We start from the raw sequence: 24601 nt of genomic DNA, 5'->3' as shown, positions 1-24601 counted from the left end.
ACGGCAAGAAAGAAGCCCCGCCGGTTTCCCGGCGGGGCTTCCTGATGGGCGTGCCTTGGCTCAGGGAGCTCAGGCGGCCGACAGATTGCCGGCGAAGACCTTGTTGCGGCGCGGGTCAGACTGCAGCTCGTACTCGATCTTCTGACCTTCGTTCAAGCTGTGCATGCCGGACTGCTCAACGGCGCTGATGTGCACGAACACGTCCGCACCGCCATCATCCGGCTGAATGAACCCATAACCCTTGGTGGTGTTGAACCATTTCACCGTACCGGTGGCCATAACGTCGCTCCTTTCATTACTGACGTTTACTGGTATTCCGTCCGCTCTCTCAGGCGCGCACAGGCGCCGGAGAACGGAATCCCTTTTGCTGCTTGCCGCCGCGGGGCGTGCCGCCGGCGATCCGCGCGACGCCGGCGTCTAGCGCCTCGCCGCCCGAGCGCTTCGGCCGGGCATCGCCGCCATTGGGCTGATTCGGACGCGTATTGCTCTTCGGAGCCTGCTTCGGTCGGCCGTCGCTCTTGGCGGCCGGCTTCTGACGACCGTCGCCGTTGCTCTGCTGGGCACGGGCGCCGCCGACCTGCTTGGGGCGGCTCTCGCCATGGCTCTGCTGCGGGCGGCCTTCGCCGCGGCTCTGCTGCGGGCGACCTTCGCCGCGGCTCTGCTGCGGGCGGCCTTCGCCGCCGGCCGTCTGCTGCGTGCGCGACCCGCCGCCACGGCGACGGCTGCGCTTCGCCTTGCCCGACCCGGCGGCCCTGGGCTTCGGCGCGTCGCGATCGATCGCCTCGCCGGTGATCAGCGACCGGCCGATCAGCCGCTCGATATCGCCGAGCAGCTCCATCTCCTCCTCGTCGACCAGCGACACGGCCACGCCCTCGGCGCCGGCCCGCGCGGTGCGGCCGATGCGGTGGACATAGCTCTCGGGAACGTTGGGCAGCTCGTAGTTGACCACATGGGTGACGCCGTCCACGTCGATGCCGCGCGCGGCGATGTCGGTGGCGACCAGAATGTTGGACTTGCCGGTCTTGAAGGCGTCCAGCGCGCGTTCGCGCTGGCCCTGGCTCTTATCGCCGTGGATCGCCTCACTGGCGAGCCCGGCGGAGGCCAGATGGCGGGCCACACGGTCGGCGCCGCGCTTGGTGCGGGTGAAGACGATGGCCCGGCGCACGGCCTCGTCGGCCAGGATCCTGGCCAGGGCGTTGCGCTTCTCGGCACGCGCCACCTGCACCACGCTCTGCTGGATCCGCTCGATCGGGGTCGAGGCCGGAGTCACGGCGATCTCGACCGGATCGGTGAGGAAATCGTCGGCCAAAGCGCGGATCTGGTTCGGCATGGTGGCCGAGAACAGCACCGTCTGGCGCGTCTTCGGCGTCATCGCCAGGATGCGGCGCACCGCCGGCATGAAGCCGAGGTCGAGCATCTGGTCGGCCTCGTCCAGCACCACGACGGCCGTATCGGTCAGCTTGATCGCGCCGGTCCCGATATGGTCGAGCAAGCGGCCAGGTGTCGCCACCAGGAAGTCCAGACCCTGCGCACAGGCGCGGATCTGTGGTCCCGGCTTGGCGCCGCCGACCACGACGGTCGAGCGCGGGCGCACGTTCTTGCCATAGGCCCGCACGGCGTCATGGATCTGGGCGGCCAGCTCGCGGGTCGGGGACAGCACCAGCACCCGCGTGCCCTTCGGCTTCGCGGTACCGCCGAGCTCGGCGAGCCGGCTCAGCAGCGGCAGCACGAAAGCGGCGGTCTTGCCGGTGCCCGTCTGGGCGATACCGACAACGTCGCGGCCTTCGAGGACCAGGGGGATGGCTTTGGCTTGGATCGGAGTGGGAGTGTCGTATCCCTCGGACGTAACGGCCCGAAGAACGGTCTCGGCAAGGCCGAGGGTCTTGAAGTCTGTCAAAATAAGTCTTTCGTTTTATCCGCCCGGCCATGCCGGTCGGCATTCAATTCCTGTAAGCAAGCATGCGCGGAACAGCCAGCCAATGATGCCCCTTCAGACCGAAGAAGCAAGGTGATGGCCTTTCCGCTTAAAACTAAGGGCGTCCATCCGACTGCGCCAACACTGCGGGTATCCGTCACGTCCACGCTTGGCACCGTCTCTTGCACCGCAAAATGGGGCTTGCCGTCGCGATTGCAAGAGAATTCGTGAATCCCGCACATTTCCGCCCTTTCGATCCCCGATACGCCGGCAAAGTGCCTTGAAATTCGGCGCGGATACCCGTCAGGCTCCCAGGGGCGGATACTTGTTGAGGGAACGCGGATGACCCAGGCGGGAACTGCTTTCGGATCGGTTGTCGGCGCGGCATCCGGCCTTTTCCTGGACCCGACGCGCTCGGACTGGGACGGGACGGATCCGCGGCCGATCGCCTGGACCGCTTGGTATCCGGCCGCCGCCGACACGCCCGATCCGGCACCCGCCACAACCGGCCCGCATGACCTGTTCCTAGCGCCGGCGGTGGCGCAGGGTGCGGCGCTGTCGCCGGCCCGGGCGCGATGGCCCGTTGTGCTGCTCTCCCACGGCACCGGCGGCCGATCCGAGGGCCTGGCCTGGCTCGGCGTCCGTCTCGCCGGCGCAGGCTACGTCTGTCTGGGGGTCAGCCATCACGGCAATACCGAGATCGAGCCGTACCGGGCGGAAGGCTTTCTGTGCTGGTGGGAGCGGCCACGCGACCTGTCCGTCGCCCTCGACATGCTGCTGCAGGACCCGCTTTTCGCCGACCGGCTCGACATGGACCGCACCGTCGCCGCCGGCTTCTCCCTGGGCGGATACACCGTCCTGTCGCTGGCCGGAGCGGTCACCGAGCTGGCCCGCTTCCAGGACTGGGCGCAGACCCAGCCGGGCGCTCCGGGCGGCCCCCGGGAATTCCCCGATCTTTCCGACCGGTTCGAGGACCTTCTCCGGAGGTCCGCGCCCTTCCGCGCCTCGCTCGAGCGGCAGTCACGCTCCTATGCCGACCCCCGGGTGCGCGCCGTCGTCGCCTTTGCCCCGGCACCGCCGGTCCGCGGTTTCCGCCCCGACAGCCTCGCCGGCATCCGCCTTCCGGTCTCGATCATGGTCGGAAGAGCCGACCTGGAGGCCCCGCATGAGGACTGCGCCCTGTGGCTGCGGCAGCAGAATCCCGCCTTCGCGGTGGAATTGTTGGGGGAGACGGTGGGTCACTATGTCTTTCTGAACGAGGCAACGGATTTCGGACGGGCAGAAGCGCCGGAGATCTGCCTCGATCCTCCCGGTATCGACCGGCGGGCGATCCACGACCAGGCCGCGGCCTTCGCCGAGGCGCATTTCCGCAGAACCCTGGAGGCAGCCGTATGACCGGCCCCATCCTCATCGCCGATCTCGGCGGCACCAACCTGCGCTTCGCTCTCACCGACGGGAAGACCACGCGCGAGGAATCGTCGATGGAGGGTGACCGCTTCGCCAGTCTGGACGACGCCGTCGGCGCCTATCTCGCCAAGATCGGCCGGGAGACCCAGCCCGAACGGGCGATCTTCGCGGTGGCAGGGCCGTCGGACGCCGAGACCATGGTGTTCACCAACCGCGACTGGACGGTTCCCGTGGCCCCGCTGCGCAGCCGCTTCCGCCTGAAGCAGCTCGCGGTGGTCAACGACTTCGCCGCCGTCGCCTACGCCCTGCCGCATCTGACACCGGACGACTACCGCACGGTCGGCGCGGAGCGGACCGCCCGTCCCGGCGCCATGGTGGCGATCGGTCCCGGCACCGGCCTGGGCGTCGGCCTCGTCGTGCCGGGCGACGGCGGGTTCAAGGTCGTTCCCGGCGAAGGCGGCCACGCCACCCTACCGGCGCAGAACGGCCTGGAGGAACGGGTGATCGGCTATCTGCGCAACCTGCACGGCCATGTCTCCGCCGAACGGGCCCTCTCCGGGGCCGGGCTCGCCGACCTGCACGACGCGGTCTGTGCGGTGGAGGACTTGCCGGCCCGCCGGCTCGACGCCGCCGCCATCGTCGCCGAAGGGGCGACCGACCCAGGCTGCCGGGAAGCCCTGGGGCTGTTCACCGACTTCCTGGCCACCGTCGCCGGCGACCTCGCCCTGACAGCCGGAGCCAGCGGCGGGGTGTTCATCGCCGGCGGCATGGTGCCGAAGCTCGGCGATCTTTTCGACGGCGGACGCTTCCGCCGCCGCTTCACCGCCAAGGGCCGTTTGGCGGGCTATCTCGACCCGATCCCCGTGCGCCTGATCACCCATCGCGAGTCCGCCCTGCTCGGGCTGAGCCGCTCGGCGGAGGCAATTTTGAGGAACGATCTGGACACTTCTGTCTAGACACAGATCCGCACGCGCGATTAGCCTTCCCCGGTCCGCCACCAGTCCGGGAGGGTGAGCCCATGAAATCCCAGTACCGCGCGGTGATCATCGGCGGCGGCGTGGTCGGCGCCAGCGTGCTGTATCACCTCACCAAATTCGGCTGGACCGACATCGCCCTGATTGAGCGCGCGGAGCTGACCGCCGGCTCCACCTGGCATGCGGCGGCCGGCTTCCACCCGCTGAACGCCGATCCGAACATCGCCGCGCTACAGGCCTACACGATCAAGCTCTACAAGGAGATCGAGGAGGAGAGCGGCCAGGCGGTCGGCGTGCACATGACCGGCGGGGTCAGCATCGCGTCCAAGCCGGAGCGCTGGGAATGGCTGAAATCCGCCTGGGCGGTTTTCCAGACCATGGGCGTGGAAGAGGCCCGGCTGCTGACGCCGGAGGAGATCCGCGAGCTCAATCCCATCGCCGACCTGTCCGACGTGATCGGCGGCCTGTACGACCCGCATGAGGGGCACCTGGACCCCTACGGCACCACCCATGCCTATGCCGGGGCGGCGAAGAAGCGCGGTGCCGACGTGATCCTGCGCAACCGGGTGATCGAGCTGAAGCCCCGGGCGGAAGGCGGCTGGGACGTGGTGACCGAGCAGGGCACGATCATCGCCGAGCACGTGGTCAACGCCGCCGGCCTCTGGGCCAAGCAGGTCGGGCTGATGGCCGGGGTCGACCTGCCGGTCACGCCCATGGAGCACCACTACCTGGTCACCGAGCCGATCGCCGAGTTGGAGGGCCGGGAGCGCGAGATGTGCATGCTCACTGACCTGGAGGGCTTCACCTATTCGCGCCAGGAGCGCGGCGGGTTGCTGGTCGGGGTCTACGAGCTGACGCCGAAGCACTGGAACATGGAGGGTGCGCCCTGGGACTACGGCATCGAGCTGATCCCGGAGGATATCGACCGCATCGCCCCGGAACTGGCCAAGGGGTTCGAGCGCTATCCGGTGCTGAACGACACCGGCATCCGCAAATGGGTCAACGGCGCCTTCACCTTCGCGCCGGACGGCAACCCACTGGTCGGGCCGGTGCCCGGGGTGCCGAACTACTGGCTCGCCTGCGGGGTGATGGCCGGGTTCAGCCAGGGCGGCGGTGTCGGCAAATCCCTGGCCGAATGGATGATCCACGGCGAGCCGGAAGCCGACGTCTTCGGCATGGACATCGCCCGCTTCGGCAGATGGGCGTCGAACCGCGAGTACCTGCGCCAGACCACCGGCCAGTTCTATTCGCGCCGCTTCGTCATGGCCTATCCCAACGAGCAGCTTCCCGCCGGCCGGCCGCTGCGGGTCTCGCCCAGCCATGACGCCCATGTGGCCGCCAATGCCCGCTTCGGCGTGAGCTGGGGGCTGGAGGTGCCATTGTTCTTCGCCCCCTCGAAGGGTTTCGAGGAGACGCCGACCCTGAAGCGTTCGAACGCCTTCGACATCGTCGCCGCCGAAACCCGCGCCGTGCGCGAAGGGGTGGGGCTGCTCGATACCTCGGGCTATTCCCGCTACGAGGTTAGCGGGCCAGGTGCCGAGAAATGGCTGGATCGGATGCTCGCCTGCACGTTGCCGACGGCCGGCCGGGCCCGTCTGGCGCCGATGCTCTCGCCCACGGGCCGGCTGATGGGCGATCTCACGGTGTTCAACTGGGACGGCGAGACCTTCTGGCTGATGGGCTCCTACTACCTGCGCCAGTGGCACATGCGCTGGTTCGACAGCCACACCGCGGCGGACGTGAGCGTCCGCGACATTTCCGACGCCTGGACCGGCTGGCTGGTCTCCGGTCCGAACGCCCGCGCACTGATGCAGCGGGCGGTGGTGAACGACAGCGTGGCCGCCGATGACGTCCGCTTCATGGCCTGCCGCGAGATGGATATCGGCCTGACCCGGGCCAGGGTCGGCCGGCTCTCGGTGCTGGGCGAGCTCGGCTACGAGATCAACGTGCCGGCGCCGGAACACCGGATGCTGCGCGACGCGCTGGTCTCAGCCGGCCAGGGACTGGGCCTGGCACCGGTCGGCGGCTATGCGGCCAACGCCATGCGGCTGGAGAAGAGCTACGGCGTGTGGTCGACCGAGTTCACCCAGGCCTACACCCCCGGCATGACCGGGCTCGACCGCTGGATCGCCTTCGACAAGCCCGGTTTCATCGGCCGGGAGGCGGCGCTGCGGGAGAAAGAGGCGGGGGCGCCGGCACAGCGGCTGGTGACCCTGGCGGTGGATGCCGACGGTGCCGACGCCCGCGGCTTCGAGCCGGTCTGGATCGACGGTAAACGGATCGGGTTCGTGACCTCCGGCGGCTACGGGCATTCGGTGGGCATGAGCCTTGCAATGGCGCTGGTGGACAGCGACGTGGCGGTCGAAGGGACGGCGGTGGACGTGCACGTGGTCGGAGAGAAGCGCCCGGCCCGGATCATCGCCGACAGCCCCTACGATCCGAGCGGCGCCCGGCTGCGGGGATGAGCACGATGGGTCCCGTCACGCGGAAAGGGTCGCCCCGGAACAGGTCCGGGGAGTCTGACCTGCTTGAACAACTGCACTCACTCCCCGGACCTGTGCCGGGGGCCGGATATGCCGCTTGCCGGAACCCCGCAAACGCCGCACCGATGAAAGGATCGCCCCCATGACCAGAACCGCAGACGCCGTCATCATCGGGGCCGGGGTGATCGGGGCCGCGATCGCCTTCGAACTCGCCAAGAACGGCTGGAAGACCCTCACCGTCGACCGCAACGCCCAGGCAGGCCACGGGTCGACCAGCGGGTCCTGCGCCATCATCCGCACCTATTACTCGACCCTGGATGGCACCGCCTTCGCCTGGGAGGGCTACCACTACTGGCGCGACTGGGCCGACTACCTGGAAACCGGTACGGAGGGCCTCGCCCGCTTCAAGGAATGCGGCGCGCTGGTCATGAAGACCGAGGGCAACGACTTCATGGCCCGCCACATGGAGAACGCCGATATGCTCGCCGTGCCCTACGAGGAGTGGAGCCCGGAACGGATCCGGTCCCGCCTGCCCGGCACCAGTCTGGCGCAGTTCCACCCGGCCAAGGCCGTCAGCGATCCGGAATTCGGCCATCCCACGGGCAGCGACCTGCGCGGGGCGGTGTTCTGGCCCAAGGCGGGCTATGTGACCGACCCGGCCCTGGCCGCCCAGAACCTCGCCGATGCGGCAAAGGCCAAGGGTGCGGCGTTCCTCTATGGCGCGACCGTCACCGAGATCCTGAAAAACGGAGGCAAGACCGCTGGCGTCCGGCTGGCCGACGGCGCCGAGATCCACGCCCCGGTCGTGATCAACGTCGCCGGCCCTGCCTCCGCCCGCATCAACGCGTTGGCCGGCGTCACCGACGAGATGACCATCTCCACCCGCGCCCTGCGCCAGGAGGTGGTCCACGTCCCCGCCCCCGCCGGGCTCGACTTCGAGCGCGACGGCATGGTCCTCTCCGACAGCGACATCGCCGTCTACTGCCGCCCGGAGCACGGCAACAACATCCTGATCGGCAGCGAGGACCCGCCCTGCGACGCCCATGTCTGGGTCGAGGACGACACCGACTACGACCGCGAGTTCTCCGAACAGTGGCGGGTCCAGGCCCTGCGCTACGCCCAGCGCCTGCCGAGCCTCGGCATCCCCAGCCGGATGAAGGGCGTGGTCGATCTCTACGACGTGACCGAGGACTGGATCCCGATCTACGACAAGACCTCGCTCGGCGGCTACTACATGGCCTGCGGGACCAGCGGCAACCAGTTCAAGAACGCTCCGGTGGCCGGAAAGATGATGGCGGCCCTTGTCGAATACGACGCGGCCGGACACGATCACGACACCGCCCCGCTCTCCTTCCGCCTGCCCTATCTCGGCCGCGATATCGATGTCGGCTTCTATTCCCGCAAGCGCAGCATCAACCAGGAGAGCAGCTTCTCGGTGCTGGGATGAGGAATGCATCGTGAATGACGCCGGCCCGCCACCGAACGCCCGCCTGACCCATACCAAGGCCACACGGGAAGACTGGATCCGGGTCGCGCTGGAGACCCTGATCGGCGAGGGGGTGGACAGCGTGAAGGTGCTGACCCTGGCGGACCGGCTCGGCGTGTCGCGCTCCAGCTTCTACTGGTACTTCCGAAACCGGGAACGGCTGCTGGACGCCCTGCTGGCACACTGGCAGGACACCAACACCCGCGCCGTGGTCGAGCAGGCGGCCCTGCCCTCCACCTCCATCGTGCATGGGGTGACGAACATCTTCCGCTGCTGGGTCGACGAGCGGCTGTTCGATCCGCGGCTGGATTTCGCCATCCGCGACTGGGCGCGGCGGTCCGAGCAGGTCCGAGCCGAGTTGGACCGGGCCGACGAGACCCGCGTGGCCGCCATCGCCGAGCTGTTCCGACGCCACGGCTGGGAGGAGCGCGAAGCCTTCGTGCGCTCCCGCGTGCTGTATTTCATGCAGATCGGCTACTACGCCCTGGATCTGGGCGAGACCCTGGAACAGCGCAAGGCCCTGACCGGGCACTACCTGAAGGCCTTCACCGGCCAGGCCCCGACACCCGACGAACTCGACCCGTATCTCGCCTGGATGGACGAGATGGCGGCGCGCTAGGCGCAAAAATTAGAGAGATCTGAATCGAAAAGACACCACAATGCCATTAATTTTTTGAATTATTTTTCAACTTTAACACTTCCAGCCCGCCATTTTCCGTCACGCATAACTGGATCATAAGACACTTTGTCGCCAATTCTGATAAGCATTCCCTTTTGAAAATCGGAAATGTGAAAAAAATAATCCTTCTGCGACGCTCCTCCTCGAATGAATCCAAATTTCTTGTTTGCATCAAACTTCACAATACTTCCGATTTCACGCGCAGACACTCGTGGCTGCAATTTTACCTTACGCCCGACATTTAAGGCTTTGGTCAATCCATAGAATATCTCATAATCAGTGTTAGCTCTAACTTTCGGAGACGGGTTTGCGGGGGATCTTTCTCGAAAGCACCATCTAATAAATTTCTTTTCATAACCTTCATCATCTGTTTCAAAATAACATATGACATTGTGATCGTACAGAAACTGCAAGAATACTTCTGCTGTATCGAAAAATTTTGGCAACGCCTTACCTGACGCCGCACAGTCCGCGCAGAATCTAGTGAACGCAGAATAGTATTCTTCGTAACTAAATTTTTTCTTTCCATTTAAATAAGAGAAAAATGATATAAATTGATCATAATCGGACTGTGTGTAGTAAAAAAGAAGTTGATCACGCACTTCTCCGAGAAGATAGTTTGCGTGCGCATCTCGAAAAGTAGGGTCATTAAAATCAGATCGCGAAACGGTTTTTGACCCGCCACGAGCGGTAAGTATTTTTTGCATCGTATCCATCATCGCATTTACATCACGCGGACGATGATAGCAAAATCTTAAGAACGAAAGAAAAGAGCTGACACTTTCTTTTAATCCATCATCTTGATACTCGATATTGTCACTTTGAAATGGAAAATAATGATCCCACGCCGTACCTTTTCTTATCTCATCACTTTCATTTGATTGCTGTGACGATAAAATCCTATCCGCCACAGAAAATAGCCGCGACGTTCTATAATCTTTATATGTTGTTTGCCAATCAAGATATACTGAATTATCTCTTATTTTCGTATTTACATTATGAAGCCCAGAAGTGAGAAGAATATCGGGACGCACCAATAATACCACACGAATCCTTCCTCTACTATCTCGAATATTTGACAAAAAGTCAGTGTTTATCGACCACACAGCATCAATGAGACCACGAACGCAATCAAAATACTCTTCATATGCGATCTCAGATGGGCGAATATCAATTCCATCAATGAATAAAATAAAATCTTCATCTAAATTGAGCTGAGATACCGCATCTTCGAAAGATCTACGCAAGGTTAGCAAATTTGTCTGAAAGGTCGTTTTTTTATCCTCGACCTTTCCACTAATTTTTCCTGAAGTTTTAGCTCCACTTCCGCCGTACTTGGCCACCAGTTCCGAACTTAGCTCTGAAGATTCGATAAACGTCATAACCTTAGATACTTCGGGCGAGAATGCATTTCGATAGAATTCATCCATCGCATCTTTAATCCCGCGCAGCTTTGAGAAGCGCTGTAAAAATTTAGGCGTTGAGGAAACATCAATAATACTGGAAGCACACAATATCATCAACAAAGTACGCCAGACTTCACTATAATGACTAAGCGGAAGATATCCAGATTTCTTAAGTTCTAAAAATTTTTGATACTCAGTTTGGCGTATATCATAAGTGAATGCATTCTTTTCTTTATACCGACTATTTCTCATGTAAGTAGAATAAGCTGTCTTTCCAGTGCCTTTTTCACCAATCAAAAAGAAAACATTGGGATTGAGGAGCCTCTCGAGATATTCGTCTCGGACAAAATATTTTGAAAGAAGCTCCTTATTTGATCTAGCTCTATAGTTTTCGGCATTGGTAAACCCAATGTTAAGGCTGGTGAAATCTATGAATTCCATGATTTTACACTCTTCTTCCCTTGCGCGCAGCGACGGTGGCGTTGCAGGTCCCGACTGGTATTTCTACGAACAGCACACCGCTTCCCGCGTCCTTTCTACCATGAATCGTCGATATGGAAGAAACGCCTTGCGGCGATCATGGAAGGCTCAGCGATGGATTGAAGCGGACCGGCCTACCGGACGATCTTCCAGTAGGTGTCCTTCTTGGTCACCTTGCCGCCCTCGAATTCCCAGAGGTCGCAGCCGAGATAGGCGAAGGGCTCGCCGCCTTCGGGCGTGCCCTTGACCACCCATTCGGAGATCGCCTTGCTGTCGTCGACGATCCAGTGGCGGATGTCCTCCCAGCGCATGTCGGGGATCTGCTTGTAGCGCTCGGTCAGCACCTGGCCGATCTCCGCCTTGCCGTGACAGACCCGCCCTTCAGGTGGTGTCGGACCGCTGGCCATGACCCACACGCACTCCTCCACGAAATGCGACAGGATCCCGTCGACATCGTGGCGGTTGAAACCGTCCTGGATCTCGTCCAGCAACGCGATGGTGATCACTCCGGCCATGGGCCCGTCTCCTCTGGTTGGGGTCAGTGCAAGGCGGTCAGCGCGCGTCCTTCAGCGGTGGCCGATATCGGTCATGTCGAACGGCGTGGTCTGGTAGATCTCGTTGATCCAGTTGCAGAACAGCAGATAGGCCTGACTGCGCCACCGGTTTTCCGGCGGCAGGGACGGATCGTTGTTCGGGAAATAGTCGTGCGGCACGTCGATCGGCTTGCCGCTCTCCACGTCGCGGAAGTACTCCTCCCCGAGCGACAGGGAGTCGTATTCGATGTGGTTGAACATGTGCAGCGACCGGCATTTCGGGTCGTCGAGCAGGCACAGCCCGGTATCCTTCGACTCCACCAGCACCTCCATCCCGCTATCGGCCGGGATGTCCTCGGACCGGACCTCGGTCCAGCGCGACACCGGGATGACGAAGTTGTCGGAGAAGCCGCGCAGGTAACGCGAGGTGCTGTCCAGCGCCCGGTGCCGAAACACACCGAAGGCCTTCTTCGGCAGGTCGTATTTCGGCATGCCGTGGAAATGGTGGACGGCGGCCTGCGCCCCCCAGCAGATGTTCAGGCAACCGTGCACATTGGTCTGGGTCCAATCGAAGATGCGGCGCAGCTCGTCCCAGTAGGTGACCTCCTCGTACTCGAGCTGCTCGATCGGCGCGCCGGTGATGATGAAGCCGTCGAATCGCTGGTCCCGGATATCCTCCCAGTTCTCGTAGAACGAGATGATGTGGTCGCTGGAGGTGTTGCGGGCGACGTGATTGGTGATCTTCACCAGCGTCAGCTCGACCTGCAGCGGCGTCGCACCAAGCAGGCGGGCGAACTGGGTCTCCGTACGGATCTTGTTCGGCATCAGGTTCAGCAGGCCGATCCGCATCGGGCGGATGTCCTGGCGGATGGCGGTGGCTTCGTCCATCACCGCCACACCCTCCGCCTCGAGCTGGGCGCGGGCGGGGAGATCGTCCGGGATCTTGATCGGCATCAGCGGCCCCCGCTCTCAGCGAGGACCGACGCAGTCGATGACGATTGGGTCAATTTCTAACTCCGTTCCACATTTCGGCCGCGTGCCGGGACACCGAATTCGCGGTGGCAGATCTCGGCCAGCCGGGCCATTCCTTCCCTGATCGTCTCCGCCGGCGGGTGGGCGAAGCAGATGCGGATGCGACGCTTACCGGATTCCGGGTCGGCCGACCACTCCGCACCGGGGTTTACCGCAACGCCCTCGGCAGCCGCCACCTGGGCGAGACGGGTGGTGTCGACCTCCTGGGGCAGGGTGACCCACAGGAAGATACCACCGGTCGGCCGGGTGAACTCGGCGGCCGTACCGAACTCGGCCTCCAGCGCCTCGACCAGGGCGTCGGCCTTACCCTTCAGCACCTTGTTCAGGTTGCCCACATGGGCGTCGAAATCCTGGGCGAACTCGGCCAGCAGGAGCTGTTCAACGGCCCCGGTCCCGCCGTCCGACTTCTGCGCCAGGATGCGGCTCAGTACCGGCCAGTCGGCGACCACGTAGCCGACCCGCAGGGCGGGGGCGATCGACTTGGAGAACGAGCCGCAATAGACGACCCGGCCACTGTCGTCGAGCGCGCGGATCGCCGGCGGCCGCTGGTCCGCATAGGGACCGTCGAAGATCAGATCGCAGTAGCAGTCGTCCTCGAAGATGGCGATGCCGTGCTTCTCAGCCAGCTTCAGCATCTCGTGGCGACGCGGCAGCGACAGGACCGTCCCGGTCGGATTCTGCACCGTCGGGATGGTGTAGATGAACTTCACCCGCTTGCCGGCCGCCTTGAGGCTGTCCAGGGTCTCGGCCAGGGCGTCCATGCGCATGCCGTCACCGTCCACCGGCACCCCGACCCAGTCGACGCCGAGCTTCTTCAGCTTGGTCATGGCCCCGCCGTAGCAGGCCTCCTCGATGATCACAGTGTCGCCCGGCTCCAGCAGGGCGTTGTTCACCAGATCCATGGCCTGCAGCGAGCCGCCGGTGATCAGCACCTCGTCCGGATCGGTCTTCATGCCGGCCCGGCGCTCCAGGATCTGCGCCACCGCCTCGCGCAGGGGACGGTAGCCCTGCGGTCCGCTCTGCATCCCGTAGGTCGCCAGCGTATCGCCCTCGCGCAGCAGCGCGCGGCTGACCGCATCGGCCAGGGTCTGCACCGGGATGCTGCTGCCGTCATTGTGGCCGCCGACGAAATTGTACTTCGGGAATCCGCCGAATTTTCCGGCGGCAGGAGGCAGCTTGGGGTTCAGCAGCGGGGCGAAATCGAAAGGCATCGGGTTTCCTCCGGGAGTCTCGTTAGGACCGTTCTTGATTATTTGTTGGTGAAGCTGCCGCCGCGCGACCCCTGGCCGCCATCGACGGTGACGACCTGGCCGGTGAAGTAGGTCGCCCGGTCGCTGACCAGGAAGGCGACGGTATCGGCCACCTCGGGAACCGTCGCGGCGCGCTGCATCGGCATGCCGGACATGTAGCTCTGCCAGTTGTCCTCACTGCCGCCGTCCTGCACCGCGCGGGTCTTCAGCAGGCCGATCAGCCGCTCGGTCTGGACCGGACCGGGGCTGACGGCGAACACGCGCACGCCGAATTCCAGGCTGACCCCGCCGATCGCCTTGGTAAAGGCGTTCAGGCCGGCATTGCCGGTGGTGCCGGCGACGTAGTTGAAGTCGGTCTTGTCGGCGGCGAGACCGGTGACATTGCAGATCACGCCGTGGCCGCGCTGCTTCATGGCGGCGAAGAACGTCCGGGTCATATTGATGTAGCCGAAGACCTTGAGCTCCCAGGCGTCGCGCCAACGCTCCTCGACCATGGCCTCGATGTCGCCGGCCGGAATGGCGCCGGCATTGTTCACCAGGATGTCCGGAATGCCGGCGGCGGCCAGTTCGTCGATCACGCCGGGCGCGGTGATGTCGCAGGCATGGACGGCGACCGTCACCCCGTAGGCGTCGCGGAGTTCGGCGGCGGCCGTCTCCAGCATGTCGCCGGAGCGCGCGGCCAGGCGCAGGTTACAGCCCTCGGCGGCGAGGCTCTCGGCCACGCCGCGGCCGATCCCCTTCGACGCGCCGGTGATCAGCGCGGTCTTTCCCTTTACGCCCAGGTCCATGCAGGCCTCCCCATCGGATTGCTTGTTGATTGGCCGGCAAGCATGGCAAAGCGCGGCGCCGCTGATAAGCACCTATCGGAGACGGGCTTATTGCCCAACAGAACCCGGTCGCAAGGCGACGGTATTGCGGCAGCCGGCGCCATCATGCTGACCTCTTGCCGCGTCCTACTCCGCGCACCGCTTCCGCAACCGATCGAAAGGCCCGTCATGCGCCGCCTCCTGCTCTTTCTCATCGCAGCCCAGGCCATCCTCGCCGCGCCGGCGACCGCCGAGAGCCGGATCGTGTGCACCCTGATCGAGGAGGCGGTCGGACCGGCGGCGGAGGCTCCGCGGACCCTGGTACAGGAGGGCGACTGCGACCAACGCCACTCGCCCGCCTCGACGTTCAAGATCGCGATCAGCCTGATGGGATACGACGCGGGCATCCTGACCTCGCCCACCGCCCCGGTGATGCCGTTCCGCGAGGGCTATGTGGACTGGCGCGAAGCGTGGAAGCAGCCGGCGGATCCGGTACGGTGGATGAAGGAATCGGTCGTCTGGTATTCGCAACAGGTCACGGCCAGGCTCGGGTCCGATCGCTTCGCGGCGTATGTGGAGGCATTCGGCTACGGCAACCGGGATCTCTCCGGCAAGAAGGGCGAGGGCAGCGGCCTGACCACGGCCTGGCTCAGCTCGTCGCTGGCGATTTCCCCGGTGGAGCAGGTGGCGTTCCTGCAGCGCATGCTGGCCGGCGAGCTGCCGGTCTCCGAGGCGGCGGTAGAGAACACGGTCTCGATCCTGGACTACGGCGTCCGGCCGGGCGGCTGGCACGTCCATGGCAAGACCGGCTCGGGCCTGCCGCGGGAGGAGAACGGCAGTCTGATGTGGGGCCAGCCGTTCGGATGGTTCGTCGGCTGGGCCGAACGCGACGGCCGCAGGGTGGTGTTCGCCCGGCTCATCCACGAGAGCGAGAAGCCGGAGAAGCCGGCGGGTCCGAAGACGCGGGACGGCCTGTTCGCGGCGTATTTCGACCGGGCGGAGGGCCTGCCCGAGTGAGGGTGAGGCGCCGCGAATACGCCCTTCTTTCACTCCCCGGATTTAGTCCGAGGCCGACGGTGCAGCGTGACCTGGATTGGACCGTGCGGCCCCTTTGGTAGGCCCCGGACTAAATCCGGGGAGTGAAGGAGGAGTAGGGAGCGGACGTAGGAGAGAGTGGGAGGAACCAGTCCCCTACTCCCGTGTTTCGGCATAGCGGCGGGAGAAGTTGTCCACCAGTTCCACCGCCATGGTTCCGATCGCCTGGTCGAGCACATGGTGGGAGACGAGCAGCCGTTCCTGGTCGTACAGGCTGGTCATCTGGAAACTCTGGTCCTCGGAGACGTCGAGGGAATTCACCCGCACCTGCAGCACGCCCACACAGGACAGCCGCTTGCGGTACCGCCCCGTCGCCGAGGGATGGCCGATGGCATAGATCACCAGATTGACCGGTGCCTCCGCGTCCACCCCGATGCCGTGGCGCGTCAGGGTGCGGGCGATATCGTCGACCGTCCCCTCCCGGTCCGCCCAGCAGCCGCCTCTGACATTGTCCTCCACCGCGATGGACAGCGACAGCTTGTCTTTCGGACCACCGAACCATGGGAAATCGGCTGCCGCGTCGCGGGCGGACAGGCCGATCGTCAGAAGCGGCACGGCCCCGAGAAGCACCGCCGCCAGGATGTGACACATGCGCATGCCGTCAGATCCTTCCCTGCCGGTTGCCGCTGCTGCCCCGTCACCCTGCCGCGAAGTGTACCCGACACCCCGCCGCCGCTCCAGAGACCGTGGGGCCCGATCAGAACTTGCCGAACTTCAGGTAGGCCTCCTCCGGATCCATGCCGTCGAGGATGGCCTTGCGCATGTCGCCCTCGGTGGAGACCACCTTCTCGGTCTCGGCGACCACCTCCTCGGCGATCTCGCCCGGGATGATCACCACCCCGTCCCGGTCGCCGATCAGCCAGTCGCCGGAGCGCACGGTCACCGTGCCGATGGTGACCGGCTCGCCTAGCGCGTCGTAGGTCCAGCGCTCAACGATATCGGCCGGGGTGTTGAGCTCGCAGAACACCGGGAAACCCATGTCGAGGATGAAGTCGGTGTCCCGGCAATGGCCGTCGACCACATAGCCGCGGGTGTCCTTCACCGTCAGCGCCTGGGCCGACAGCTCGCCCATCAGCGCCACCGCCTTGGTGTTCGGTTGGCAGACCAGCACCTTGCCGCCCGGCACCTTGGAGAGCACCCGAGACCAGCGCAGCAGCGTCTCGTGCCGGCTCAGGGTCTGATCGATATGGCCGGAGATGGTGTAGATCTCGCCCGCCACCCGCTTGGTCGGATCGAGCGGCCGGATGGTCGGCGGCAGCACCTGGTTACCGTGGCCCATGACCCGCAGGACGTCGTGCACCGCGCTCGCGTAACAACCGAGCAGCCGATCGGCGAGATCCGCCATCTTCCTCTCCCTCGCACAGGCGGCTTTAAGTCCGCCATTGGTTGTCTTTAGAGTAGCCGCGTCGAACAACGCGAACAGGAGTGTGGCGCATGGAGTCGAGCGACGTCAAAACCGCAGAGGACGTGCTGGCGCTGGTGGACGAGCGGGCGCTGACCCACGTCAAGGTGGGCGTATTCGACATCGACGGCATCTTCCGCGCGAAATGGATGGCGCGGGACAAGTTCGCCAGCGCGCTGAAGGGCGGGTTCGGATTCTGCGACGTGGTGCTCGGCTGGGACAGCAACGACCAGCTCTACGAGGATCCAGCGGTGGACGTGACCGGCTGGCATACCGGCTATCCCGACGCCGAGGTCCGCCTGCTGCCGGATACCGCCCGCGACGTGGCGTTCGAGCCGGACATGGTCATGGTCCTGGGCGAGTTCGCCGGCAAGTGGGAGGCGGTCTGTCCGCGCGGCACCCTGCGTCGGGTGCTGGACCGGGCCGACGCCATGGGCTTCGCTGTCAAGGCGGCGGCCGAGTACGAGTTCTTCCTGTTCGACGAGACGCCCCATTCGGTGCGCGAGAAGGGCTACCGGAACCTGAAGCCGCTCACCCCCGGCTTCTTCGGCTATTCCGGCATCCGCTCGTCGGTGCACGCCGACCTGCACCTGATGTTCCTGGAGATGTGCGAACTGATGGACATGCCCGTGGAGGGGCTGCACACCGAGACCGGGCCGGGGGTGATGGAGGCCGCGATCAAGGTGGACGACGCCCTGGTCGCCGCCGACCGGGCCGCCCTGTTCAAGACCTTCACCAAGGTGTTCTTCCAGCGCCACGACATCATGGCCAGCTTCATGGCCAAATGGTCGATGGACTATCCCGGCCAGTCCGGCCATATCCACACCTCGTTGACGACCAAGGACGGCGCCCCGGTCTTCCACGACCCCAACGGCGCCCACAGCATGTCCGACACCATGCGCTGGTTCGTCGGCGGCCAGCAGGCGCTGATGCCGGAGCTGCTGTCGATGACGGCGTCGACGATCAACTCCTACACCCGGCTGATCCCCGGCTTCTGGGCGCCGACCCATGCCAACTGGGCGGCCGACAACCGCACCACCTCCCTGCGGGTGATCGAGGGCTCACCGAAGTCGCAGCGGGTGGAGTACCGGGTGGCGGCGGCCGACGCGAACCCGTACCTGGCGATGGCGGCGGCGATCGGGTCGGGCCTGTGGGGCATCGAGAACAGGATCGAGCCGGGAGAGGGCGTGACCGGCAACGCCTATGCCAAGAAGTTCCCGGCCAAGGCCGCCCTGCCCGGCTCGCTCGGCGAGGCGGCGGCTCGGCTGAAGCGCTCGATGGCAGCGCGCGAGCTGTTCGGCGACGGCTTCGTCGACCACTTCTCCGCCAGTCGGATGTGGGAGGAACGCGAATACCGCCGGCACGTCACCGACTGGGAACTGGCGCGGTATTTCGAGATCATCTGAGAGCCGGGGCGACGGTAGGGGCCTTAGAGCCACCGCCGCACCCGGGCCTTATAGGCCCGGTATGCGTCGCCGAATTTGGCTTCCAGATAGGCCTCCTCCCGGCCGATCACGGCAATCTGCATGATCACCAGGGTTGGGAGCAGCAGACCGAGCATCCAGGCGCTGTTAACCCAAAGGCCGATACCGGCCGATACCGCCGTCAGCGCCACATAGATCGGGTTGCGGGAGAACCGATACGGGCCGGAGGTCACGATCGCCGTGCTCGGATGATGCGGCTGCACCGCTGTTCCGGCGCGCCAGAACAACCCCGCGCACCACAGGGCCAGGAGCAACCCGGCGACGATCAGGGCGATGCCCGGCACCGAGCCGGCGCCAGGCTCCAGCACAGGCAGCGGGACCAGCCAGTCGAGGGCCGCTCCCACGGCCAGGGCACCGCCATACAGAACCGGCGGCGGCGCGATGACTCCAGGATGATCGCCCCGCGCCGCCATCGCGTTACCCCAACGCCTTCATCAGCCGCTTGGCGAAGCCGTCGAGCGAGGCCTTGTCGATCCAGCGCAGGACCACGACCAGGTCGTGCTCCGGGTCGATCCAGATCACGTTGGAGCCCACGCCCATGGCGAAGTAGCTGCTGCGCGGGGCGCTGGGGACGTGACGACCGTCGCCGTTGAGCCACCACAGATAGCCGTAGCTCGGGTTCAGGTCGCAGGGCGTTGTGCAGGCGTCGATCCAGTCCGGGGAGAGCAGAGGTACGCCGCCCCACATGCCCCGGCGCAGCATCAGCAGTCCGACCCGGGCGTGGTCGCGGGCGGAGATGAACAGGCCGCCGCCCCAATGGGCGCCGCCGGAGACCGACTGCATGGGCTGGCCGTCGACCTCGACCCAGGAGTTGATGTAGCCGTTCCAGCTCCAGGTGTCGGACCCGCCGATCGGATCCAGAATGCGGGTCTTCAGGACCTTCGGCAGCGGTTTCTTGTGAACCCGCATGAGCGACAGCGACAGCCGGTTCACCCGCACGTCGTTGTACTCCCAGAATTCGCCGGGAGCGGCCAGGTCGCGGTGGGTTCCCTTTTTCGACGGGGTGCCCGGCGGCAGGGAGAGATCGCGGTTGCGGTCCACCAGATCGGGCTTGGAGAACAGGGTGCCCTCCCATTCCGAGGTGTTCTGCAGGAAGTGCTTCCAGGTGCAGGTCTTGTTCTGGTCGGCGTCGAAGCCGCCATCGTCGACCAGCGCGCCGACCGGCTCGTTCACGTCGGCGATCAGGCCGTCGTCGACCGCCAGTCCGGCCATGATCGAGAGATACGACTTGGTGCAGGAGAAGGTGATGTCGGCCCGGTCGGTCGGACCCCATTCGGCCAGAATCCGGCCGCCCTTGAGCACCAGACCGGCGGCCGGGCCGCGCGGCGCGGTCGGACCGATGATGTCGCCCAGCGGCGGCGGCTCGGAGAAGTGACCGCCCTCCAGCGCCTTGGCGATGTCGCGGTTCATCTTCGACTCGTGGTCGATGGCGAAGGTCACGGCCTCCTGCAGCGCGGCCGCATCGGCCCCCGCCTCGGCGGCCTCGATCCGGGCCCAGTCCTCGCCGGCACCCGGCACGTAGTCGGTCATGCGATCTCTCCCAATGGGTTCGGCCGCGATGCTAGCGATCTTTGCCGCCGCGCCAAGCCATGGAATCTTGCCCCGCCCCCACCGCTCCGTCGCCGTCTGCCCGGGCTCGACCCTGGGTCCAGAGCGACGCGTGCTGAGGCACCATCGACAACGCTCCGGTGCTCCAGCACGCGGACGTCTCGATCCCGGGCAAGCCCGGGAAGACGGAGCAGGAGGCGCTCGCCCCCCCTCACTCACTCCCCGGACTTGTTCCGGGGCCTACGTACCGGCTCGACCCTGCCGCGTGAGATAAGCCGCCGGCATGGGCGCACGCCCTGGCCTGGGTCCCAGAATAGATCCGGGGAGTGGAAATGTGGTGGGGAGGAGAGAAGCTCCGCCCCTACCGCGTCTCCGCCAGATATTTCACCGCCGCGTCGACGCCGCCCTCACCATGGGGGATGCCCTGGCGCTTGAGCTGCATCTCCACAGTGGCGAGGCAGCCCAGGATCATCGGCTCGTTCAGATCGCCCAAATGGCCGATGCGGATGACCTTGCCCGACAGCCGCGACAGCCCGCCGCCCAGCGCCACGTTGCTCTCCGCCAGCACCTTGCCGCGGAACGCATCGGCATCGAACCCGTCGGGCATCCGTATCGCCGTCACAGAGTTCGACAGCGCCGCCTCGTCGCGGCCGAACAGGCTCGGCCCGTTGCCACGGCCCCAGGCCTTGACCGCCCGCCGGGTGGCCTCGGCCAGCCGGGCGTGGCGGGCGAAGACATGGTCCAGCCCCTCCTCCAGCAGCATCTTCAGCCCCTCGCGCATGGCGAAGAACAGGTGGCTGGGCGCGGTGCCGGCGAAACGCAGGCGGCCGTTCTCCAGTGCCTTGATGCCGTCCCAGTCGAAATACTTGCGCGGCAGGGTGGCGGTCTCGCTCGCCGCCATCGCCTTGGCGCTGACCCCGGAGATGCCGAGGCCGACCGGCAGCATCAGCCCCTTCTGGGAGCCGGCCACGGCGACATCCACCCCCCACTCGTCCATGCGGAAATCCATGGAGGCGAGCGAGGAGATGGTGTCGACCATGAACAGCGCCGGATGCCCCGACGCCTTGATGACCTTGCCGATGCCTTCCACGTCGTGGGTGATGCCGGTGGAGGTCTCGTTATGGACGACACAAACCGCCTTGATCGCGTGGTCCTTGTCCTCGGCGAGGGCCTCGGCGACCCGGTCCGCCTCGAACGCCCGGTCCCAGTCGTTGGCCAGCGTGACCATCTTGAGGCCCATGGCCTCGGCCATCTCGCCCCAGGACTCGGAGAACCGCCCTGTCTCGCACATCAGGATCGTATCGCCCGGCGAGCAGGTATTGGTCATCGCCGCCTCCCACGAGCCGTGGCCCGAGGCGGCATAGACCATGATCTCGCCCTCGGTCTTCAGGACCTTGGCGAGGTTCTCCTTGCACTCGACCTGCACGTCCCAGAATTCCGGGGTCATGAAATCCAGGGCGGGACGGTGCATCGCCTGAAGCACCCGGTCCGGAATGTTGGTCGGACCGGGGATGTTCAGGAACTGGCGGCCGGGCTGTCGGGACATGCGTCTACTCCACTGTTAATCAACGCCTTCCACGAGGATCGCGTTGGCCACGCTGCAGGACTGGCGCAGCTCCTTGGGGCCTTTGTATTCCTCGCTGTGGTACCAGGCCTTCGCCTGCTCGTAGCTCGGGAACTTCAGGGCGACCATGCGGCCGAGGGGCTCCGCCCCTTCAAGCTTCTCGAATTTGCCGCCGCGAACCAGATACTCGCCGCCATACTGCGCGATGGTGGCCGGCACCTGGGCGCGATAGGCCTCGAAGGTTTCCTGGTCCTTCACGTCGACCTGAACGATCACGTATCCGAAAGCCATGTCCTGTTCCTCCTCGCTGAGTTTCATGTTGGCGCATTCGCGGACGCCGCGCGCGCAAGACAATCTCATAGACCCATGAGCTGGATTTGTCCGTAGCCCAGCCGCGCATGCTATCGTCGCGGAAGGGAAATCCGACGACAGCAGGTGTGGAGGGAGCGATGACATCCGAGGTTGGCGCGCCGGCCGGCGAGGGCGAGATCCTGCTCACGGTCATGCTGAAGCACCAGAAGGACAAGAACCTAGCCGAGATCAACGCCAGGCTCGACGCCGCCGGATTCTGGAAGAAGTTCCCGCCCGAGGGGATCGAGGTGGTGTCCTGGTACGTGATGATGGGCATCGGCCAAGTGGTAACCCTCAAGGTCCCCGGCCACCGGCTGCGCGAGGTCAACCTGGCAATCGAACAGAGTGCGTGGGGCGGCTTCGACACCGAGTTCTACCCGACCTACGACTTCCGTCCCGTGTGGGAGGGGATCAAGGCGAAGCAGGGGTAGCACCCGCTTCTCTGCCCCTGAACGTCATCCCGGGAGCGCCCCGGGCTCGACCCGGGGGCTGCCCGGGACCGAGCCCCGACGGCGCGACTGGGTCCCGGCCGGGTCCCGGATCACGTCCGGTCCCCGCCGGGATGACGTCTAGGACTGAGGAAAGGACAGCGGCGTTACTCCGCCGGCAGGTTCGCCGCCAGGAAATCCTGGAAGGCGTCCCAGGACTGGGTGTCCGCCACTTCGCGGTAGCGGTCGCTGTCGAACACCGTGAAGGCGTGCGGCGCGCCGGAATAGACCTGGATCTCGTACATCACGCCGGCCTTCTCCAGTTCCTCCGACAGGGCCGCGACCTGGCTCATCGGGATCGCGGTGTCGGCGCCGCCATGGGCGACCAGGATCGGCGACGTGTCGGCCGGATAGCTCTGCCCGTCCGGCGTGGCGAGCCCGCCGTGGAAGGTCGCGTACCCGACGACGTTCGCGCCCTTGCCCGAGCGCGCCAGCTCCAGCACCGCCGCCCCGCCGAAGCAGTAGCCCATCACCACCGTCTTGCCGTCGCGGTCCTTGCGCGCCTCGGCGAGGCCGCCCAGGATCAGCGAGCGCATGCGCTCGCGGTCGGTGTAGAGCTTGCCGGTCTCTTCCTTCTTGGCCCCGGTCTCCACCGGCCGGTTGCCCTTGCCGTAGAGATCGACGGCGAAGGCGTCGTAGCCCAGTTCGGCCAGCATCTCCGCCCGCTTCTCCTCATAGGCGGTCAGACCGTCCCAGTCGTGGATGATCAGCACCAGCCCCTTCGACTCGCCGGCGGCCTCGGCCCGATAACCGGTGAAGCTCTCGTCGTTCACGGTGTAGTCGACAGACTCGCCGGCGAGGGCGGAGAACGGCAGCAGGGCGGCGAACGCCGCAGTGGCCAGAAGTCGCATGGGTTGGGTCTCCCTGTAACGCGGTCGGTGGGAACGAGGTCGGTGTTTCGCCTGAAGAGTCAAATGAGACCCGTCCGCCGTTTCTCAAGCCGAACCGAGCAGCGGATCGACAAAATCCCAACGCGCAAAGGGGTTTACACTGTTCTCCCAGCGACGTGAATCCGCCGAAATGTCGGTTTCACTACATTCGGGGTTTGGTCCGGGACGCGCATCGGTTAAGGTTCTGCTGCGCTGCAACACGCGCAAATCCGAAAGTCCCATCAACGACCCAGGAGGAATACTCCCGTGAAACCGATCGAATCCGCCGAGGACATTTCCGAGCTCGCCTTCGGGTTCATGGCGTCGAAGGCTCTGTTCGCGGCCCTGCATGTGGACGTGTTCGGGGCACTGTCCGACGGCCCGAAATCGATCACGGATCTGGCGGCGGCGACGAAGGTGCCCGCGCAGCGCATGCAGACGCTGGTGACGGCCCTGGTCTCGGTCGGCCTGCTCACCCGCAACGACGGCAAGATCGCCAACGCGCCGGCCAGCGACGCCTATCTGGTGCGCGACAACACCAACTATTTCGGCGATTACCTGCGCTTCCAGATCGATCGCCAGATGTATCCGTTCATGGAGAACCTGGACAAGGTTCTGCTCGGCGACACCGACGACATCGAGTATCCGGACTACGCGTCCTGGATGGCCGACCGGCACCATGCCGAGCTGTTCAGCCGCTCGCAGCATTCCGGCTCGCTCGGCCCGGGCGCGGTGCTGGCCAAGCGCCTGCTCAAGGAAGGCGCGGTCTCCGAGGATGTCGGCTCGATGCTTGATGTCGGCGGCGGCTCCGGCGCGTTCTCCATCATGTTCTGCAAGCGCTTCCCGAAACTGCACGCCACGGTGCTCGACTTCCCCAACGTGATCGAGGTCGGCAAGACCTTCGTCGCCGAGGAGGAGATGTCGGACCGGATCGACTTCGTCGCCGGCGACGGCACCAACGCGAACTGGCCGAACGACCAGGACATCGTGCTGATGAGCTATCTGTTCTCCGGCGTGCCGGAGGAGGCGATCGACAAGCTGTGCTCCGATGCGTTCCGGGTGCTGAAGCCGGGCGGGCTGATCGCGATCCACGACTTCATGGTGACCGACGACCGCAAGGGCCCGGCCCTGGCGGCGCTGTGGCAGCTCCAGCACATGGTCTACACGCCGGACGGTGTCGGCATGACCCCGGGCTTCGTGGAGAAGCACCTGAAGAAGGCCGGGTTCGAGATCGAGATCGACGACGACCTCATTCCCGGCATGACCCGGGTGATGACCGCCCGCAAGCCGGGCTGAGGCGACCCAACCCGTCACCTCTTCCCGTCATCCCGGTGGCGCCCGGACTAGAG

The 24601-nt window shown here is 65.1% G+C and carries 23 protein-coding genes; 9 read left to right on the top strand and 14 right to left on the bottom strand.

Translation table 11 applies throughout. From position 1 onward, the window contains the following. Nucleotides 1-69 precede the first annotated feature (69 nt). Both G578_RS0107220 and G578_RS25205 read right to left on the bottom strand, forming a co-directional pair. Nucleotides 70-279, bottom strand: coding sequence for a cold-shock protein (locus tag G578_RS0107220; protein WP_028793660.1), 210 nt, complete (start codon nt 277-279; stop codon nt 70-72). Nucleotides 280-328: 49 nt separating this feature from the next. Further along, the gene (locus tag G578_RS25205; protein WP_084618742.1) at nt 329-1897 is read right to left on the bottom strand and encodes a DEAD/DEAH box helicase; all 1569 of its coding nucleotides are present in this window, start codon (nt 1895-1897) and stop codon (nt 329-331) included. A gap of 360 nt (nt 1898-2257) precedes the next feature. On the opposite strand from G578_RS25205, the gene G578_RS0107210 reads away from it, so the two are divergent. The 5 genes from G578_RS0107210 (at nt 2258) to G578_RS0107190 (ending at nt 8884) form a co-directional block, all read left to right on the top strand. Further along, a complete protein-coding gene (locus G578_RS0107210) occupies nt 2258-3310 on the top strand; it encodes an alpha/beta hydrolase family protein (RefSeq protein ID WP_028793659.1) in 1053 nt (350 codons plus the stop codon). Next, a complete protein-coding gene (glk, locus tag G578_RS0107205; protein WP_028793658.1) occupies nt 3307-4278 on the top strand; it encodes a glucokinase in 972 nt (323 codons plus the stop codon). The genes G578_RS0107210 and glk overlap by 4 nt, the downstream gene beginning before the upstream one ends. 62 nt (nt 4279-4340) lie before the next feature. After that, nucleotides 4341-6761 (top strand): GcvT family protein, encoded by a 2421-nt coding sequence (locus G578_RS0107200; RefSeq protein ID WP_028793657.1) that lies wholly within the window; start codon nt 4341-4343, stop codon nt 6759-6761. A gap of 160 nt (nt 6762-6921) precedes the next feature. Next, on the top strand, nt 6922-8226 hold the full coding sequence (locus tag G578_RS0107195) for an NAD(P)/FAD-dependent oxidoreductase (RefSeq protein ID WP_028793656.1): 1305 nt from the start codon (nt 6922-6924) through the stop codon (nt 8224-8226). Between the two features lie 10 nt (nt 8227-8236). Further along, the gene (locus tag G578_RS0107190) at nt 8237-8884 is read left to right on the top strand and encodes a TetR/AcrR family transcriptional regulator (RefSeq protein WP_051244222.1); all 648 of its coding nucleotides are present in this window, start codon (nt 8237-8239) and stop codon (nt 8882-8884) included. A 59-nt stretch (nt 8885-8943) separates the two neighbouring features. Here G578_RS0107190 and G578_RS29860 read toward each other — a convergent pair whose 3' ends face one another. The 5 genes from G578_RS29860 to G578_RS0107170 all read right to left on the bottom strand — a co-directional run bounded on the left by G578_RS29860 (nt 8944) and on the right by G578_RS0107170 (nt 14433). Further along, entirely contained in the window at nt 8944-10791 is a 1848-nt protein-coding gene (locus G578_RS29860) for a cold shock domain-containing protein (protein WP_169400832.1), read from the bottom strand. Nucleotides 10792-10964: 173 nt separating this feature from the next. Further along, nucleotides 10965-11345 (bottom strand): nuclear transport factor 2 family protein, encoded by a 381-nt coding sequence (locus tag G578_RS0107185; protein WP_028793654.1) that lies wholly within the window; start codon nt 11343-11345, stop codon nt 10965-10967. A 51-nt stretch (nt 11346-11396) separates the two neighbouring features. Continuing rightward, nucleotides 11397-12317: a homoserine O-succinyltransferase gene (locus tag G578_RS0107180; protein WP_028793653.1), complete on the bottom strand. Its 921-nt coding sequence runs from the start codon at nt 12315-12317 to the stop codon at nt 11397-11399. 56 nt (nt 12318-12373) lie between these two features. Then, nucleotides 12374-13606: an aminotransferase-like domain-containing protein gene (locus tag G578_RS0107175; RefSeq protein WP_028793652.1), complete on the bottom strand. Its 1233-nt coding sequence runs from the start codon at nt 13604-13606 to the stop codon at nt 12374-12376. A gap of 38 nt (nt 13607-13644) precedes the next feature. Beyond that, on the bottom strand, nt 13645-14433 hold the full coding sequence (locus G578_RS0107170; RefSeq protein WP_028793651.1) for a short-chain dehydrogenase/reductase: 789 nt from the start codon (nt 14431-14433) through the stop codon (nt 13645-13647). Between the two features lie 207 nt (nt 14434-14640). Between G578_RS0107170 and blaOXA the strand changes: the two genes are divergently transcribed. Next, nucleotides 14641-15468 carry a class D beta-lactamase gene (gene blaOXA, locus G578_RS0107165; protein ID WP_028793650.1) on the top strand — a complete coding sequence of 276 codons (828 nt, stop codon included), beginning with the start codon at nt 14641-14643 and terminating at the stop codon, nt 15466-15468. Nucleotides 15469-15642: 174 nt separating this feature from the next. Here the strand turns inward: blaOXA and G578_RS0107160 are convergent, their stop codons facing one another. Next, on the bottom strand, nt 15643-16143 hold the full coding sequence (locus tag G578_RS0107160) for a hypothetical protein (protein WP_028793649.1): 501 nt from the start codon (nt 16141-16143) through the stop codon (nt 15643-15645). Between the two features lie 100 nt (nt 16144-16243). Beyond that, nucleotides 16244-16891: an RraA family protein gene (locus G578_RS0107155; protein WP_028793648.1), complete on the bottom strand. Its 648-nt coding sequence runs from the start codon at nt 16889-16891 to the stop codon at nt 16244-16246. An 89-nt stretch (nt 16892-16980) separates the two neighbouring features. Between G578_RS0107155 and G578_RS0107150 the strand changes: the two genes are divergently transcribed. Beyond that, complete coding sequence (locus G578_RS0107150; protein ID WP_028793647.1) at nt 16981-18354, top strand: glutamine synthetase family protein; 1374 nt, start codon at nt 16981-16983, stop codon at nt 18352-18354. A gap of 23 nt (nt 18355-18377) precedes the next feature. Here G578_RS0107150 and G578_RS0107145 read toward each other — a convergent pair whose 3' ends face one another. From G578_RS0107145 to G578_RS0107130, 4 genes are all read right to left on the bottom strand, one after another. After that, a complete protein-coding gene (locus tag G578_RS0107145) occupies nt 18378-18845 on the bottom strand; it encodes a methyltransferase family protein (RefSeq protein WP_028793646.1) in 468 nt (155 codons plus the stop codon). A gap of 4 nt (nt 18846-18849) precedes the next feature. Then, nucleotides 18850-19962, bottom strand: coding sequence for a serine hydrolase domain-containing protein (locus tag G578_RS0107140; RefSeq protein ID WP_028793645.1), 1113 nt, complete (start codon nt 19960-19962; stop codon nt 18850-18852). 379 nt (nt 19963-20341) lie between these two features. Then, the gene (locus tag G578_RS0107135; RefSeq protein ID WP_028793644.1) at nt 20342-21526 is read right to left on the bottom strand and encodes a pyridoxal-phosphate-dependent aminotransferase family protein; all 1185 of its coding nucleotides are present in this window, start codon (nt 21524-21526) and stop codon (nt 20342-20344) included. A 15-nt stretch (nt 21527-21541) separates the two neighbouring features. Further along, entirely contained in the window at nt 21542-21835 is a 294-nt protein-coding gene (locus G578_RS0107130; RefSeq protein WP_028793643.1) for a DUF1330 domain-containing protein, read from the bottom strand. A 158-nt stretch (nt 21836-21993) separates the two neighbouring features. Here G578_RS0107130 and G578_RS25200 point away from each other — a divergent pair, with 158 nt between their 5' ends. Continuing rightward, the gene (locus G578_RS25200; RefSeq protein WP_051244219.1) at nt 21994-22326 is read left to right on the top strand and encodes a hypothetical protein; all 333 of its coding nucleotides are present in this window, start codon (nt 21994-21996) and stop codon (nt 22324-22326) included. Nucleotides 22327-22490: 164 nt separating this feature from the next. Here the strand turns inward: G578_RS25200 and G578_RS0107120 are convergent, their stop codons facing one another. Next, nucleotides 22491-23234 carry a dienelactone hydrolase family protein gene (locus G578_RS0107120; RefSeq protein WP_028793642.1) on the bottom strand — a complete coding sequence of 248 codons (744 nt, stop codon included), beginning with the start codon at nt 23232-23234 and terminating at the stop codon, nt 22491-22493. Between the two features lie 285 nt (nt 23235-23519). Between G578_RS0107120 and G578_RS0107115 the strand changes: the two genes are divergently transcribed. Beyond that, on the top strand, nt 23520-24548 hold the full coding sequence (locus G578_RS0107115) for a class I SAM-dependent methyltransferase (protein ID WP_028793641.1): 1029 nt from the start codon (nt 23520-23522) through the stop codon (nt 24546-24548). Nucleotides 24549-24601: the final 53 nt, after the last annotated feature.

This window comes from Thalassobaculum salexigens DSM 19539, assembly GCF_000423805.1.
In the GTDB taxonomy this organism is placed as follows: domain Bacteria; phylum Pseudomonadota; class Alphaproteobacteria; order Thalassobaculales; family Thalassobaculaceae; genus Thalassobaculum; species Thalassobaculum litoreum.
Note: the sequence above shows the minus strand (reverse complement) of the source record. Positions and strands in the feature narration are given on the sequence as shown.

Bases quoted from the DNA above. Each gene is read 5' to 3' on its own strand.
- blaOXA (WP_028793650.1), top strand. From the start codon at position 14,641: ATGCGCCGCCTCCTGCTCTTTCTCATCGCAGCCCAGGCCATCCTCGCC.
- G578_RS0107120 (WP_028793642.1), bottom strand. From the start codon at position 23,234: ATGCGACTTCTGGCCACTGCGGCGTTCGCCGCCCTGCTGCCGTTCTCC.
- G578_RS29860 (WP_169400832.1), bottom strand. From the start codon at position 10,791: ATGGAATTCATAGATTTCACCAGCCTTAACATTGGGTTTACCAATGCC.
- G578_RS0107160 (WP_028793649.1), bottom strand. From the start codon at position 16,143: ATGCGCATGTGTCACATCCTGGCGGCGGTGCTTCTCGGGGCCGTGCCG.
- G578_RS0107175 (WP_028793652.1), bottom strand. From the start codon at position 13,606: ATGCCTTTCGATTTCGCCCCGCTGCTGAACCCCAAGCTGCCTCCTGCC.
- G578_RS0107185 (WP_028793654.1), bottom strand. From the start codon at position 11,345: ATGGCCGGAGTGATCACCATCGCGTTGCTGGACGAGATCCAGGACGGT.
- G578_RS0107135 (WP_028793644.1), bottom strand. From the start codon at position 21,526: ATGTCCCGACAGCCCGGCCGCCAGTTCCTGAACATCCCCGGTCCGACC.
- G578_RS0107210 (WP_028793659.1), top strand. From the start codon at position 2,258: ATGACCCAGGCGGGAACTGCTTTCGGATCGGTTGTCGGCGCGGCATCC.
- G578_RS0107140 (WP_028793645.1), bottom strand. From the start codon at position 19,962: ATGACCGACTACGTGCCGGGTGCCGGCGAGGACTGGGCCCGGATCGAG.
- G578_RS0107145 (WP_028793646.1), bottom strand. From the start codon at position 18,845: ATGGCGGCGCGGGGCGATCATCCTGGAGTCATCGCGCCGCCGCCGGTT.
- G578_RS0107200 (WP_028793657.1), top strand. From the start codon at position 4,341: ATGAAATCCCAGTACCGCGCGGTGATCATCGGCGGCGGCGTGGTCGGC.
- G578_RS0107150 (WP_028793647.1), top strand. From the start codon at position 16,981: ATGGAGTCGAGCGACGTCAAAACCGCAGAGGACGTGCTGGCGCTGGTG.
- G578_RS0107170 (WP_028793651.1), bottom strand. From the start codon at position 14,433: ATGGACCTGGGCGTAAAGGGAAAGACCGCGCTGATCACCGGCGCGTCG.
- G578_RS0107195 (WP_028793656.1), top strand. From the start codon at position 6,922: ATGACCAGAACCGCAGACGCCGTCATCATCGGGGCCGGGGTGATCGGG.
- G578_RS0107155 (WP_028793648.1), bottom strand. From the start codon at position 16,891: ATGGCGGATCTCGCCGATCGGCTGCTCGGTTGTTACGCGAGCGCGGTG.
- G578_RS25200 (WP_051244219.1), top strand. From the start codon at position 21,994: ATGACATCCGAGGTTGGCGCGCCGGCCGGCGAGGGCGAGATCCTGCTC.
- G578_RS0107220 (WP_028793660.1), bottom strand. From the start codon at position 279: ATGGCCACCGGTACGGTGAAATGGTTCAACACCACCAAGGGTTATGGG.
- glk (WP_028793658.1), top strand. From the start codon at position 3,307: ATGACCGGCCCCATCCTCATCGCCGATCTCGGCGGCACCAACCTGCGC.
- G578_RS0107130 (WP_028793643.1), bottom strand. From the start codon at position 21,835: ATGGCTTTCGGATACGTGATCGTTCAGGTCGACGTGAAGGACCAGGAA.
- G578_RS0107180 (WP_028793653.1), bottom strand. From the start codon at position 12,317: ATGCCGATCAAGATCCCGGACGATCTCCCCGCCCGCGCCCAGCTCGAG.